This window comes from Nocardia sp. NPDC057227 (assembly GCF_042669725.1).
Classification (GTDB): domain Bacteria; phylum Actinomycetota; class Actinomycetes; order Mycobacteriales; family Mycobacteriaceae; genus Nocardia; species Nocardia asteroides_A.
Window position 1 is genome coordinate 481,545 of record NZ_JBHUXA010000002.1, and the last position, 12,726, is coordinate 494,270.

Sequence of the window (12,726 nt, forward strand, 5' to 3'; positions counted from 1 at the left end):
GTTATCGTCAGGTGACATTCCGCCTCACCGGCGAAAATTTTCCCGGTGAGCTGTGGCGGGAATCACGAAAGCGCAGGTCAACCGAGCTTGAAACCCCGGTGCAGGGCGACTACGCCGCCGGTCAGGTTGCGCCACTTCACCGTGGACCAGCCCGCCTCGGTGATCCGCCGCGCCAGCTGGCGCTGCGCGGGCCAGGCCCGGATGGACTCGGCCAGGTAGACGTACGCGTCCGGGTTGCTGCTCACCGCGCGCGCCACCCGGGGCAGCGCCTTCATCAGGTACTCCATGTAGGCCGTGCGGAACGGCCCGAGCACCGGCGTGGAGAACTCGCAGATCACCAGCCGCCCGCCGGGCTTGGTGACGCGCAGCATCTCGCGCATGGCGAGGTCGATGTCGGCGACGTTGCGCAGCCCGAAGGAGATGGTGACGGCGTCGAAGGAATCGTCGGCGAAGGGCAGCGCCATGGCGTCGCCCGCGACCATCGGCACCTGCCTGCCGCGACCGGCGGCCAGCATGCCCTGCGAGAAGTCGGCGGCGACGCACCAGGCGCCGGAGCGGCGCAGCTCCACCGTGGAGACGCCGGTGCCCGCGGCCAGGTCGAGCACCCGCTCGCCGGGGCGCGGATCGAGCGCGCGCCTGGTCGCCCAGCGCCAGTACCGGTCCTGCCCGCCGGAGATCACGGTATTGGTGAGGTCGTACCGCTTCGCGACCCCGTCGAACATCGACGCGACCTCGTCCGGCCGCTTCTCCAGCGAGGCCCGGATCGTCTCGCGCTGTCCTGTTTTCGCCACACCGCGACCCTATCCGGTCACGGGTGTTTCACCCTTCAGGCCGTGTGTGATGTGCGTTCCGTCCAGCCGGTCACCGCGGCGTAGTGCCCCATGAGCTCGTCGCAGATCGCGGGCCAGGTGCGGTGCAGCACCGACCTGCGGGCCGCGACGGCGTATCTGGCGCGCAGCGTCAGGTCGCGCAGCGCGTCGACCGCGCTCGGCAGCAGCTCCTCGAACCGCTCGACCGGGAGCAGGTAGCCGTTGCGGCAGTGCGCGACGAGGTCGCGCGGGCCACCCGCGTCCGGCCCGATCACCGGAACGCCTGCGGCCAGTGCCTCCTGCACGCCCTGGCAGAAGGTTTCGTGCTCGCCCGGGTGCACCATGACGTCGAGGCTCGCGTACGCCGCGGCCAGCTCCAGCCCGCCCAGCTCGCCGGTGAAGACCGCGCCGGGCAGCAGCTGTTCGAGCCGGGCGCGCTCCGGGCCGTCGCCGACGATCACCAGCCGCACGCCCGGATCGCGGGCGAGCACGGCCAGCCGGTCCACGTGCTTCTCCGGCGCCAGCCTGCCGACGAAGCCGACCAGCATCCGCTCGGCGCCGCCGAGCCAGCGTTCGCGCAGCTCCCGGCTGCGCCGCGAGGGCGCGAAGCGGGCGATGTCGACGCCTCGGCCCCAGCGGTGCACCCGGGGGATGCCGTGTGCGGCCAGATCGGCGGCGGCCGCGCTGGACGGCGCGAGCGTGCGGGTGGCGCCCTCGTGGATCCGCCTGGTCCAGCCCCAGGCGGCCCGTGCGGCCAGGCTCAGCCCGTAACTCTCGGCGAAGCCGGCGACATCGGTCTGGTAGACGGCGACGCTCGGCAGGTCCAGCCGCAGCGCCGCGCCGAGCCCGCCGGCGCCGAGCAGGAAGGGCGAGGCCAGGTGCACCACGTCGGCGTCGAAGGCGGCGATGGCGGCGGTGATGCCGGGCTGCGGCAGCCCGACCGGCAGTGAGCTGATCTTCGGCACCATGACCGCGGGCACCCGGTGCACCCGGAATCTGCCCTGGTGATCCGGGGCGGGCGGCAGCCCGCGCACGGTGTCGGGCGCGACCACGAGGGCGTCGTGGCCGAGCCGGTCCAGATGGTCGAGCACCCGGAGGACGGAGTTCGTGACACCGTTCATGTTCGGCGTGAACGACTCCGCGACGATGGCTACGCGCACCCGTCCAGCCTCGCAATTCCGGTGACCGGCGGCGCCACGGCTTCGTGAAGGGCGCGGAAAGTTCGGGCGAACGCTCAGTTCTTCCTGCGCCGCGGCAGGTACCACAGCAACGGAAGGGCGATCAGCCAGACGACCACGATCACCGATCCCGCCGGGATGATCGCCACGGTGGCGTCGCGCCCGGCCACCCGCACCAGATCCGGGTCGGCCCGGTTGTACTCGACGTTGATGTTCTGCCCCGCGGTCAGGTTGGTCGGGTACAGCACCCCGACCTTGGGGTTGTGCGTCACGCCGTCCGGCGTCACGTACATCACGGCCGAGCGCAGCCGCCCGGCGGAGAGCACCTCGGCCGTTGTCACGCCGCGATCCGAGCTGATCAGGTAGTCGTTGCGGAAGGCGGCGAGCACGAGCAGCACCATGAGCGCGCTGATCGCCGCGGCGACGACGAGCACCGTCAGCCCGCCCCGCCCCAGCGAACCCGAACGCGCCACGCGGAGGCTGGTTTCCGACACCGGGCCAGGTTAGTGGACGGGTCCGCTAGCGTGTGCGCCCATGTCCCGCACCTATAGCTTCACCGTGCCCTATTCCGCCCCGGTGACCCTGCTTCACCGGGCATACACCGATCCCGAGGCCTGGCGCGCGCGCTTCGCCGAGGCCAAGTCCGCGAACTACGACCTCGAGCACCCCGACGGCGAGGGCAGTATCCGCATTCACATGTCCGAGCGGGTCGGCGGCGACGCCGTGCCCAAGGTGGTCCGCTCGGTGCTCGGCCGCGAGTTCACCCTGGAGCGCACCGACACCTGGAACCGGCTGGACGGCGAGCGCGCCACCGGCTTCTTCACCGCCGCCACCACCGGGGTGCGCGGCGAGCTCGCAGGCGACTACCTGCTCCGCCCCACCGCCGACGGCGCCGTGCTGGAGATCAGCGGCGAGGCCAAGTTCGACGTCCCGGTGGTCGGCGGCGCGCTGGAGCGCATGGTCGAGCAACTGCACCAGCGCGTGGTGCAGAACGAGCGCGAGTTCTTCGCCACGTGGCTCACCGAGCACCCCGAGGGGTGAGGCTCAGGCGAAGTCGGCGGGGGTGAACTCCTTCCGCTCCACCAGCACCAGCCAGTTCCCGGAGTTGTCCCGGACGATGGCCTCGGTGCCGTAGGGCCGCTCGGCAGGCGGCTGCACGAACTCCACGCCCTTCGCGGTGAGCTCCTCGAAGGTCCGCTGGCAGTCGTCGGTCCGCAGGCCGAGCGCCCCGTGCGTGCCGTTGGCGAGCGCCCGGCGGATGGCGTCGGCCAGCTCCGGGTCGAGCGGCGGGCCGGGCACCATGAGCGTGACCTCCAGCTCCGGGTGGTCCGGGTGCACGATGGTGAGCCAGCGGAAGCCGTTGTCACCCATGCTGACGTCGGCGGCCTCGACGAAGCCCAGCTTCTCCAGGTACCACTGCTTGGCGGCCTCCTGGTCGGTGACGTACACGGTGACCAGGGAAACATTGGTGATCGTCATACCGCTGAGGCTAGGAGCCGGAGGCAGGTTCGCGCTTCTCCGGAATTGCGGTCCGGTCCGAGAGCCCGTGCATGAAGACGTAGCAGCCGGGGATGCGCGGCGCCCCGTCGGCGAACTTGGCCTGGTAGTCCGATGGCGCCACCCCGACCAGCGCGCGGAACCGGCTGCTGAACGAGCCGAGGCTGCTGTAGCCGACCAGCATGCAGACCTCGGTCACGGTCAGGTTGGTCGCGCGCAGCAGGTCCTGCGCCCGCTCGATCCGGCGCTCGGTGAGGTACGCGGCCGGGGTCCGGCCGTATACCGCCGCGAAGGCGCGCAGGAAGTGGAACTTGGAGACGCCCGCTGCCGCGGCCAGCGCGGTCAGGTCGAGCGGCTCGGCGTAGTGCCGGTCGGCCAGGTCGCGGGCCCGGCGCAGGTGCGGCAGCAGCGCCAGCGGCGGCCTTGCGGCCATCTCAGGCGAAGGGGACGAGGTCGTCGGCGCGCATCGACCCGCGCCCCGCCGTCCGCCACAGCCGGGCGGTGAGGTCGGCGTCCTCGTCGGTCACCAGGTTGCCCATCACCCGCACCGCGGTGCGGCGCAGCAGCGCCGAGCGCATCAGCGGCGGCCCGCCCAGCGGCACCATCCTCGGGTGCGTCGCCATGCCCGCGATCCGGCGCGCCACCGAGAAGGTGCGGCCGTAGCGGGCGCGGAGCAGCTCCGGCCAGACGGTGCTCAGGTCGGGCTCGTCCAGCAGCGCGGCCAGCATGTGCCCGCCTTCGAGCCCGTAGTCGATGCCCTCGCCGTTGAGCGGGTTCACGCAGCCCGCGGCGTCGCCGATCAGCACCCAGTTCGGCCCGGCGACGTTCGACACCGCGCCACCCATCGGCAGCAGCGCCGACGCCACCGCGCGCAGCTCGCCGTCGAAGCCCCACTCGTCCCTGCGCTGCGCGGTGTAGTGCTCCAGCAGCGGCTTCAGCGCGATGTGCGACGGCCTGCGCTCGGTGGCCAGCGAGCCGACGCCGATGTTCACCTCGCCGTTGCCGAGCGGGAAGATCCAGCCGTACCCGGGTACCAGCGCGCCGTCGGCGTTGCGCAGCTCCAGGTGCGAGGTGATCCACTGGTCGTCGCTGCGCGCCGAGCGGATGTAGGCCCGCGCCGCGGTGCCGTAGGCGAAGCGGCGGTGCCAGCTGCGTCCCAGCTGCTTGCCGATCGGCGAGCGCACCCCGTCGGCCACCACCAGGGTCCTGCACTCGACGGTGTGCATGCCGGAACCGGTCTTGACGGTGATCCCGCGCACCCGCTCGCCGTCGCGGAGCACCTCGACGGCCTTGGTGCCGTCCAGCATGCGCGCGCCCGACTTCACCGCCGTCTGCCGCAGCGTGTCGTCCAGCTCGGTGCGCGGCACCGCGCTGCCGTAGGTCGGGAACGACCCGCCCGGCCAGGGCAGCAGCTCCTCCCGGCCGAACCCCGCCATCCGCAAACCGTGGTTGACGGTGTGCGCGCGCAGCCACGGGCCGAGCCCGAGGTGCTCCAGCTCGGCGGTGGCGCGCGGGGTGAGGCCGTCGCCGCAGGTCTTGTCCCTCGGGAAGACCGCGCCGTCGATCAACAGCACGTCACGGCCGTCCCTGGCCGCCCAGGCGGCGGCCGCCGAGCCCGCCGGGCCCGCGCCGACCACGAGCACCTCGACCGCGGCGGGGATGACGTCCGGTGCTTCCATGACTCCATCCTCGCAGGGCCGCGCCCCCGCGCAAGTGACGGTGTTCATGGGCGGCCGTGACGCGACAGGCTAGGTTCTCTACCGTGGGGTCGGACGCGTCGCTGGGAGAAGAGATGAGTACATCGGCTGTGAGCGCGGGGAACACGGTGGTGGGCGGGGTCGAACTCGGCGACGACAAACTCGCCGAGACCGTTCGCACCGGCCTCGCCGCCGTGGAGAACCTGCTGGTCGAGGAGCTCTCCGACGGCGCGGACTTCCTCCAGGAGGCCGCGCTGCACCTGGCCAAGGCCGGCGGCAAGCGGTTCCGCCCGCTCTTCACGATCCTCACCGGACAGCTCGGCCCGCGCCCCACCGACCCGGACCTGATCACCGCGGGCACCGTGGTCGAGCTGGTGCACCTCGCGACGCTCTACCACGACGATGTGATGGACGAGGCACAGCTGCGCCGCGGCGCCCCGAGCGTCAACGCCCGCTGGGGCAACAGCTTCGCCATCCTGGCGGGCGACTACCTCTTCGCGCACGCCTCCCGGCTCACCTCGACGCTCGGCCCGGACGCGGTGCGGATCATCGCCGAGACCTTCGCCGAGCTGGTCACCGGCCAGATGCGGGAGACCATCGGCGCCACCGAGCGGCAGGACCCGGTCGAGCACTACCTGCGCGTGGTCTGGGAGAAGACCGGCTCGCTGATCGCCGCGGCCGGGCGCTTCGGCGGCACCTTCTCCGGCGGTGCCGGCGAGCACGTCGAGCGGCTGGCCCGGCTCGGCGACGCGGTCGGCACCGCCTTCCAGATCTCCGACGACATCATCGACATCTCCTCGGCCGCCGAGCAGTCGGGCAAGACGCCGGGCACCGACCTGCGCGAGGGCGTGCACACCCTGCCGGTGCTGTACGCGCTGCGCGAGGAGGGGCCGGTCGGCGACCGGCTGCGCACCCTGCTCGCCCGCCCGCTGAGCAGCGACGACGAGGTGAGCGAGGCGCTGGCCCTGCTCGCCGACTCGCGCGGCCTGGTCGAGGCGGGGGAGAAGCTGCGCGGCTACGCCGACCTCGCCTACGCCGAGCTGGCCGCGCTGCCCGCAGGCCCGGCCAACGACGCGCTGGAGCAGCTGGTCCGCTACACCATCGAGCGCGTCGGCTGAATCACCCCGATCGACCCACCCCGTGCGGAACTCCGCGCGGGGTCCGGGTCGTTGTCGCCTAGGACAGCAAGGGTGAGAAGGGGGATCGCGGGGGGCGAGGAGCGGAATGCACGGGCACGGCTACGCCAACGGACTGAAGACCTTCGGCCTCATGGTCGGGCTCTCCGCCCTGATCGTGCTGGCCGGCGCCCTGTTCCGGAATCCGGTGATCCTGGTGCTCGCGGTGCTGATCGCCGTCGGCACCAACGCGTACGCCTACTTCAACAGCGACCGGCTGGCGTTGAAGGCCATGCACGCCCAGCCGGTCTCCGAGCTGGAGGCGCCGGTCATCTACCGGATCGTCCGCGAGCTCGCGACCCTCGCCCGCCAGCCCATGCCGCGGCTCTACATCAGCCCGACCAACGCCCCGAACGCCTTCGCCACCGGCCGCAACCCGCGGCACGCCGCGGTCTGCTGCACCAGCGGCATCCTGCAGCTGCTCGACGAGCGTGAGCTGCGCGCGGTGCTCGGCCACGAGCTCTCGCACGTCTACAACCGGGACATCCTGATCTCGTCGGTCGCGGGCGCGCTCGCCGCGGTGATCTCCGGCCTGGCGAACCTGGCCTACTTCACCTCGTTCTTCGGCGGCAACCGGGACGGCGGGCCGAACCTGATCGGGGTGCTGCTGCTCTCGCTGCTCGGCCCGATCGCGGCCGCGCTGGTCAAGCTGGCGGTCTCCCGGTCGCGGGAGTACCAGGCCGACCAGTCCGGCGCCGAGCTGACCGGCGACCCGCTGGCGCTCGCCTCCGCGCTGCGCAAGCTCGAGCGCGGCACGCAGGCGGCGCCGCTGCCGCCGGAGCCGCAGCTCACTGCGCAGTCGCACCTGATGATCGCGAACCCGTTCCGGGTCGGCGAGCGGGGCGCCAGGCTCTTCTCCACGCACCCGCCGATCGCCGACCGGATCGCCCGGCTGGAGGAGCTGGCCGGCGGCCGCCGCCTGCCCTAGCGGTAGTTCACGAACTGCAGCGCGATCCCGAAGTCCTCGCCCTTGAGCAGCGAGATCACGGCCTGCAGGTCGTCTCGCTTCTTGCTGCTCACCCGCAGCTCCTCGCCCTGGACCTGGGCCTTGACGCCCTTCGGCCCCTCGTCCCTGATCTTCTTGGTGATCTTCTTGGCGTGCTCGGTGTCGATGCCCTGCACCAGCGTCCCGGTGAGCTTGTAGATCTTGCCGGAGACCGCGGGCTCGCCCGCTTCGAACGCCTTGAGCGAGATGTCCCGGCGGATCAGCTTCTCCTTGAAGACCTCCAGCGCCGCCTTCACCCGCTCCTCGGCGTCGGCGCTGAGCACGACCTTGTCGTCACCGGACCACTCGATGGCGGCACCGGTGCCGCGGAAGTCGTACCGGGTGCCCAGCTCCTTCGCGGCCTGCTGCAGCGCGTTGTCGACCTCCTGGCGGTCGACCTTGCTCACGACATCGAACGACGAATCGGCCACGCTGTGCTCCTGTCCCCGAGGTATGTATGCACCGGGCACATTAGCGCGCGTGACCTGGTGGTTTGCAATCCGGGGGGCCCCGGGATGTATTCTGCTCATCGCACTGAGGTGCGCACGGCAGATTGCCCGAGCGGCCAATGGGAGCGGACTGTAAATCCGTCGGCGAAAGCCTACGTAGGTTCGAATCCTACATCTGCCACCCCGAAGTCCCCGTCGATCACGGTCGGCGGGGACTTCGCTGTTTACCGCCTCTCACCAGGCGATTTGGTGCGGCGACGGGGGAGTGTGTAACCTCGTTCAAGACTTCGAGCCACCGAGTCGGACGTCCTTCGAGTTCGGTGCGAGCGCAGTCATGCCCCCTTAGCTCAGTCGGTAGAGCGTTTCCATGGTAAGGAAAAGGTCAACGGTTCGATTCCGTTAGGGGGCTCGCAATTCCCGTGCACAAGGCGGTGTAGCTCAGTCGGTAGAGCAAACGACTCATAATCGTTGTGTCGCCGGTTCAAGTCCGGCCATCGCTACCATGTAGAGAGTACGCACCGAACACCGGAAAGAAGGCAAAGCCGTGGCCGCGAAGTCCACTGATGTCCGGCCGAAGATCACTCTGGCCTGCGAGCAGTGCAAGCATCGCAACTACATCACCAAGAAGAACCGGCGCAACGACCCGGATCGGCTGGAACTGAAGAAGTTCTGCCCGAACTGCGGCACGCACCGGGCGCACCGCGAATCGCGCTGATCTGGCACGCGTGGCCACTGCCGCGTGAACAGCCCGCCGGGGTCGGACGTCATGTCCGGCCCCGCTCGCGTTGCCGGACCGTGGCGGTAACCGTCCGACGAGATCCCGGCGTCCGGGGTCAGATAGGTACAGTCCCTCCCGTGACATCGAACACCGGCACCACCGAAGTCGATCCGGCCGCACACGCGGCGGCGATGGTCGGTCATCACTACCGCGTCGACGACTACTACGAGGTCGGGCGCGAGAAGGTGCGCGAGTACGCGCGGGCCGTGCAGGACTACCACCCGGTGCACTGGGAGGAAGATGTCGCCCGCGAGTACGGCTACCCCGGGCTGCTCGCTCCGCTCACCTTCATCTCGCTGGTCGGCATCCTGGCCCAGCGCAAGCTGTTCGAGAACGTGGTCACCGGCTACGACCTGAGCCAGATCATGCAGACCGACCAGGTGCTGGAGTTCCACCGCCCGATCGCGGTCGGCGACAAGCTGATCTGCGACGTCTACCTGGACTCGTTCCGGCAGGCGTTCGGCGGCGACATCATCGTCACCAAGAACATCGTCTCGGACGCGGCGGGTGAGCTGGTGCTCACCACCTACACCACGCTGGTCGGCCGCACCGGCGGCGACATCGACCCGAACGTGAACGAGGCCGTCCGCAAGGTGCTCATGCACGGCATGGGCGACGACGAGCCCGCGCACAGCGCGCCGACCGTCACGGCGGCGCCGGTGCCGCCCGCCGACGGCATCACCGCGAGCAGGCACGCGCTCTCCCTCGCCGACGTCGAGGTCGGCGCCGAGCTGCCGCCGCGCACCGTCCGGCTCACCCGCGGCGACCTGGTGAACTACGCGGGCGTCTCCGGCGACGCCAACCCGATCCACTGGAGCGACGAGGTCGTCAAGCTGGTCGGGCTGGACAACGTGGTCGGCCACGGCATGCTCACCATGGGGCTCGGCGGCGGCTTCGTCACCTCGTGGCTCGGCGATCCGGGCGCGGTCAAGGAGTACAACGTCCGGTTCACCAGCCCGGTCTTCGTCGGCGCCGACGAGCCCGCCGAGGTCGAGTACACCGGTAAGGTGAAGTCGGTGGATCCGGAGGCGCGGACCGCGGTCGTCGCCATCGTGGCGAAGTCGGCGGGGCGCAAGATCTTCGGCCGCGCGACCGCGACGGTGCAGCTGTCCTGACCTGCGGGTCGGTACCGGATTGGCTTATCGGGTGGACGGTAACGTACACTCGGGAATCTGGGATCACCGGTCGTAGCGCGCTGCTCTGAGGAGTGGCGCGCGTGTTGTGTGGGACCGAAACTATAATTTCAGATGGGAAATGTGGTCGGGCCCGGCGAGCTCACGGGCAGCATCGGTCCGACCGAAGGGGCGTAGCTCAACTGGCAGAGCAGCGGTCTCCAAAACCGCAGGTTGCAGGTTCAAGTCCTGTCGCCCCTGCCCTCAATGCCGGCGACGAGAGAGGATCGACGTGAGCGACGAGCGGGATACTCGCCACGGCGCGCATGCGTCCGACGACGGTGAGGACACCGCCGCATCGACTCGGCCGAGCGGCAAACGGACCGCGCGGCGGAGTCGCGTTGCCTCGTCGGCCGACACCGGTTCGGTGGCGACGATCGAACGTCCGGCTGCCAAGCCCGCCGCCAAGGCCCGGCGCGAGGGAACGGGCAATCCGTTCAAGCGCCTGATCAAGTTCCTGCGCGAGGTCGTCGCGGAACTGCGCAAGGTGATCTGGCCCAACCGGAAGCAGATGATCACCTACACGATCGTTGTTCTGGTGTTCGTGGTCTTCATGGTCGCGTTCATCGCCGGGATCGATCTGGCGTTCATCAAGGGTGTCGACTGGCTGTTCGGCTGACCGGCCCACCGGCCGGGCGGAACGACGCCGACACCGGGAGCCGATCCCGGGGAAGCCGGGCGGCGTGATCCGCCGTGCCACTCCGGCAGGCAGAAGATGTTTGTGACGACACAGGAAGCGAGCGCACCGGTGACCACCCCGGAGAACGACACCAGCGACGAGTTCCCGGCCGACCCCGCGGAGTCCGTCGAGGATTCCGTCGTCGCCGGTGCGGACGAGCAGGACGCCGCCGCATCGGACGACGCGGCCGAGCCCGCGGAGACCGCAGCCGCCGAGCCGGAGCCGGCCCCCGCCGTCGCCGAGGAGCCCGCGGATCCGGTCGCCGAGATGAAGGCCGCGCTGCGGCGCGCCCCCGGTGACTGGTACGTCATCCACTCCTACGCCGGCTACGAGAACAAGGTGAAGACCAACCTCCAGACCCGCGTGCAGAACCTGGACCTGGAGGAGTACATCTTCCAGGTCGAGGTGCCGACGGAGGATGTCACCGAGATCAAGAACGGCCAGCGCAAGAACGTCAGCCGCAAGGTGCTGCCCGGCTACATCCTGGTCCGGATGGAGCTGAACGACGAGTCCTGGGGCGCGGTGCGGAACACCCCCGGCGTCACCGGCTTCGTCGGCGCGACCTCACGGCCCTCCCCGCTGTCCCTGGACGACGTGGTGAAGTTCCTGGTCCCGGCGGCGCAGCAGCAGAAGAAGCCCGCCGCCGCCGCGCAGAGCGCGGATTCCGGCAACGACCTCGCGCCGAAGCCGGTCATCGAGGTCGACTTCGAGGTCGGCGAGTCGGTCACCGTGATGGACGGCCCGTTCGCCACCCTGCCCGCCAGCATCTCGGAGGTGAACGCCGAGCAGCAGAAGCTCAAGGTGCTCGTCTCGATCTTCGGCCGGGAGACCCCGGTCGAGCTGGCCTTCACGCAGGTCGCGAAGATCTAGTACTTGCAGAGCCGCTCTGTAGGAAAGCACGACCGACAACCGAGGAAAGAAAGATGCCCCCCAAGAAGAAGAAGCTCGCCGGGATCATCAAGCTCCAGATCAAGGCCGGAATGGCGAATCCCGCCCCCCCGGTGGGTCCCGCGCTCGGCCAGCACGGCGTCAACATCATGGAGTTCTGCAAGGCGTACAACGCCGCGACCGAGTCGCAGCGTGGCAACGTCATCCCGGTCGAGATCTCGGTGTACGAGGACCGGTCCTTCGACTTCAAGCTGAAGACCCCGCCTGCCGCGAAGCTGCTGCTGAAGGCCGCAGGCGTCGAGAAGGGCTCGGCCGAGCCGCACCGCCTCAAGGTCGCCACGGTGACCCTGGACCAGGTGCGCGAGATCGCCAAGACCAAGCAGGAAGACCTGAACGCCAACGACCTGGAGCAGGCGACCAAGATCATCGCAGGCACCGCCAGGTCGATGGGGATCACCGTCCAGAGCTGAGCGCACCCCGCTCGCTCCCCGTGGGAGGGCCGGCCAGGCCCGAGAACCACCGCTGACTTTTCGAAAGAGGACAGAGAAACATGGCAAAGCGCAGCAAGGCGTACATCGCCGCGGCCGAGAAGGTCGATCGCAACACGCTCTACTCCCCGCTGGCCGCCGCGAAGCTGGCCAAGGAGACCGCCACCACCAAGACCGACGCGACCGTGGAGGTCGCCGTCCGGCTCGGGGTGGATCCCCGCAAGGCCGACCAGATGGTCCGCGGCACCGTGAACCTGCCGCACGGCACCGGCAAGACCGCGCGCGTCATCGTGTTCGCCGCGGGCGAGAAGGCCGCCGAGGCCGAAGCTGCCGGTGCGGACGCGGTCGGCGCCGAGGAGCTGATCGAGCGGATCCAGGGCGGCTGGCTGGACTTCGACGCCGCGATCGCCACCCCGGACCAGATGGCCAAGGTCGGCCGGATCGCGCGCGTCCTCGGCCCGCGCGGCCTGATGCCGAACCCGAAGACCGGCACGGTCACCAACGACGTGACCAAGGCCGTGGCCGACATCAAGGGCGGCAAGATCAACTTCCGGGTCGACAAGCAGGCCAACCTGCACTTCGTCATCGGCAAGGCCTCGTTCGACGATGCCAAGCTGGTGGAGAACTACGGCGCCGCGCTGGACGAGATCCTGCGCGCCAAGCCGTCGACCGCGAAGGGGCGCTACGTCAAGAAGGTGACGGTGTCGACGAACACCGGCCCGGGCATCCCGGTGGACCCGAACCGCACCCGCAACCTCCTGGAGGACGAGGCGTAGTCCTCGCCCAGTACGAAACCGCAGCGGCGGGAACGCGATTCGCGTTGCCCCCGGGGTGGGTTTACGGCCGTTTTGGGTTTTAACCCCCACAAATTTTGACTGGTCAAACGGGTGGGACGACGTAGCACCCACCCCCCAAAATTTATCCCCAAAAC

General features: G+C 69.9%; 16 protein-coding genes and 4 tRNA genes. 13 read left to right on the forward strand and 7 right to left on the reverse strand.

Annotated features, from left to right (window positions below):
* Positions 1-77 precede the first annotated feature (77 nt).
* The 3 genes from ACFUJ1_RS05625 to ACFUJ1_RS05635 form a co-directional block, all read right to left on the reverse strand.
* Entirely contained in the window at positions 78-791 is a 714-nt protein-coding gene (locus ACFUJ1_RS05625) for a demethylmenaquinone methyltransferase (RefSeq protein ID WP_378642840.1), read from the reverse strand.
* 35 nt (positions 792-826) lie between these two features.
* The gene (locus tag ACFUJ1_RS05630) at positions 827-1,969 is read right to left on the reverse strand and encodes a glycosyltransferase family 4 protein (protein WP_378642842.1); all 1,143 of its coding nucleotides are present in this window, start codon (positions 1,967-1,969) and stop codon (positions 827-829) included.
* Between the two features lie 74 nt (positions 1,970-2,043).
* Positions 2,044-2,481, reverse strand: coding sequence for a DUF3592 domain-containing protein (locus ACFUJ1_RS05635; RefSeq protein WP_378642845.1), 438 nt, complete (start codon positions 2,479-2,481; stop codon positions 2,044-2,046).
* 40 nt (positions 2,482-2,521) lie between these two features.
* On the opposite strand from ACFUJ1_RS05635, the gene ACFUJ1_RS05640 reads away from it, so the two are divergent.
* Positions 2,522-3,028: a DUF2505 domain-containing protein gene (locus ACFUJ1_RS05640; RefSeq protein ID WP_378642848.1), complete on the forward strand. Its 507-nt coding sequence runs from the start codon at positions 2,522-2,524 to the stop codon at positions 3,026-3,028.
* Between the two features lie 3 nt (positions 3,029-3,031).
* Here the strand turns inward: ACFUJ1_RS05640 and ACFUJ1_RS05645 are convergent, their stop codons facing one another.
* Genes ACFUJ1_RS05645 through ACFUJ1_RS05655 form a run of 3 tightly spaced genes read right to left on the reverse strand, consistent with a single transcriptional unit; the run spans position 3,032 to position 5,163 of the window.
* Complete coding sequence (locus ACFUJ1_RS05645) at positions 3,032-3,466, reverse strand: VOC family protein (RefSeq protein ID WP_378642850.1); 435 nt, start codon at positions 3,464-3,466, stop codon at positions 3,032-3,034.
* 10 nt (positions 3,467-3,476) lie between these two features.
* Positions 3,477-3,917 (reverse strand): helix-turn-helix transcriptional regulator, encoded by a 441-nt coding sequence (locus tag ACFUJ1_RS05650; protein WP_378642853.1) that lies wholly within the window; start codon positions 3,915-3,917, stop codon positions 3,477-3,479.
* A 1-nt stretch (position 3,918) separates the two neighbouring features.
* Entirely contained in the window at positions 3,919-5,163 is a 1,245-nt protein-coding gene (locus ACFUJ1_RS05655; RefSeq protein ID WP_378642855.1) for a geranylgeranyl reductase family protein, read from the reverse strand.
* 113 nt (positions 5,164-5,276) lie between these two features.
* On the opposite strand from ACFUJ1_RS05655, the gene ACFUJ1_RS05660 reads away from it, so the two are divergent.
* Together ACFUJ1_RS05660 and htpX are read left to right on the forward strand one after the other, a co-directional pair.
* Complete coding sequence (locus ACFUJ1_RS05660; protein ID WP_378642857.1) at positions 5,277-6,299, forward strand: polyprenyl synthetase family protein; 1,023 nt, start codon at positions 5,277-5,279, stop codon at positions 6,297-6,299.
* A gap of 106 nt (positions 6,300-6,405) precedes the next feature.
* Complete coding sequence (htpX, locus tag ACFUJ1_RS05665) at positions 6,406-7,284, forward strand: zinc metalloprotease HtpX (RefSeq protein ID WP_378642860.1); 879 nt, start codon at positions 6,406-6,408, stop codon at positions 7,282-7,284.
* Here htpX and ACFUJ1_RS05670 read toward each other — a convergent pair.
* A complete protein-coding gene (locus tag ACFUJ1_RS05670) occupies positions 7,281-7,772 on the reverse strand; it encodes a YajQ family cyclic di-GMP-binding protein (protein WP_378642863.1) in 492 nt (163 codons plus the stop codon). The genes htpX and ACFUJ1_RS05670 overlap by 4 nt on opposite strands.
* 116 nt (positions 7,773-7,888) lie before the next feature.
* Between ACFUJ1_RS05670 and ACFUJ1_RS05675 the strand changes: the two genes are divergently transcribed.
* The 10 genes from ACFUJ1_RS05675 (at position 7,889) to rplA (ending at position 12,571) form a co-directional block, all read left to right on the forward strand.
* A tRNA-Tyr gene (locus ACFUJ1_RS05675) sits at positions 7,889-7,971 on the forward strand.
* A gap of 155 nt (positions 7,972-8,126) precedes the next feature.
* Positions 8,127-8,199 (forward strand) — tRNA-Thr (locus ACFUJ1_RS05680).
* 18 nt (positions 8,200-8,217) lie between these two features.
* Positions 8,218-8,293 (forward strand) — tRNA-Met (locus ACFUJ1_RS05685).
* A gap of 41 nt (positions 8,294-8,334) precedes the next feature.
* Positions 8,335-8,505, forward strand: a complete 171-nt coding sequence (gene rpmG, locus ACFUJ1_RS05690; RefSeq protein WP_011211653.1) for a 50S ribosomal protein L33 — start codon at positions 8,335-8,337, stop codon at positions 8,503-8,505.
* Positions 8,506-8,699: 194 nt separating this feature from the next.
* Positions 8,700-9,683, forward strand: coding sequence for a fused (3R)-hydroxyacyl-ACP dehydratase subunits HadA/HadB (locus ACFUJ1_RS05695; RefSeq protein WP_378642975.1), 984 nt, complete (start codon positions 8,700-8,702; stop codon positions 9,681-9,683).
* A gap of 185 nt (positions 9,684-9,868) precedes the next feature.
* A tRNA-Trp gene (locus ACFUJ1_RS05700) sits at positions 9,869-9,941 on the forward strand.
* A 31-nt stretch (positions 9,942-9,972) separates the two neighbouring features.
* Positions 9,973-10,359, forward strand: a complete 387-nt coding sequence (gene secE / locus ACFUJ1_RS05705; protein WP_378642865.1) for a preprotein translocase subunit SecE — start codon at positions 9,973-9,975, stop codon at positions 10,357-10,359.
* A 129-nt stretch (positions 10,360-10,488) separates the two neighbouring features.
* Positions 10,489-11,289 carry a transcription termination/antitermination protein NusG gene (gene nusG, locus ACFUJ1_RS05710; RefSeq protein ID WP_378642978.1) on the forward strand — a complete coding sequence of 267 codons (801 nt, stop codon included), beginning with the start codon at positions 10,489-10,491 and terminating at the stop codon, positions 11,287-11,289.
* A 53-nt stretch (positions 11,290-11,342) separates the two neighbouring features.
* Complete coding sequence (gene rplK / locus ACFUJ1_RS05715) at positions 11,343-11,777, forward strand: 50S ribosomal protein L11 (RefSeq protein ID WP_233020676.1); 435 nt, start codon at positions 11,343-11,345, stop codon at positions 11,775-11,777.
* 80 nt (positions 11,778-11,857) lie between these two features.
* Positions 11,858-12,571 carry a 50S ribosomal protein L1 gene (gene rplA / locus ACFUJ1_RS05720; protein WP_378642869.1) on the forward strand — a complete coding sequence of 238 codons (714 nt, stop codon included), beginning with the start codon at positions 11,858-11,860 and terminating at the stop codon, positions 12,569-12,571.
* Positions 12,572-12,726 lie beyond the last annotated feature (155 nt).

Bases quoted from the DNA above. Each gene is read 5' to 3' on its own strand.
- ACFUJ1_RS05640 (WP_378642848.1), top strand. From the start codon at position 2,522: ATGTCCCGCACCTATAGCTTCACCGTGCCCTATTCCGCCCCGGTGACC.
- ACFUJ1_RS05645 (WP_378642850.1), bottom strand. From the start codon at position 3,466: ATGACGATCACCAATGTTTCCCTGGTCACCGTGTACGTCACCGACCAG.
- ACFUJ1_RS05650 (WP_378642853.1), bottom strand. From the start codon at position 3,917: ATGGCCGCAAGGCCGCCGCTGGCGCTGCTGCCGCACCTGCGCCGGGCC.
- ACFUJ1_RS05655 (WP_378642855.1), bottom strand. From the start codon at position 5,163: ATGGAAGCACCGGACGTCATCCCCGCCGCGGTCGAGGTGCTCGTGGTC.
- ACFUJ1_RS05660 (WP_378642857.1), top strand. From the start codon at position 5,277: ATGAGTACATCGGCTGTGAGCGCGGGGAACACGGTGGTGGGCGGGGTC.
- htpX (WP_378642860.1), top strand. From the start codon at position 6,406: ATGCACGGGCACGGCTACGCCAACGGACTGAAGACCTTCGGCCTCATG.
- ACFUJ1_RS05695 (WP_378642975.1), top strand. From the start codon at position 8,700: ATGGTCGGTCATCACTACCGCGTCGACGACTACTACGAGGTCGGGCGC.
- rplK (WP_233020676.1), top strand. From the start codon at position 11,343: ATGCCCCCCAAGAAGAAGAAGCTCGCCGGGATCATCAAGCTCCAGATC.
- rplA (WP_378642869.1), top strand. From the start codon at position 11,858: ATGGCAAAGCGCAGCAAGGCGTACATCGCCGCGGCCGAGAAGGTCGAT.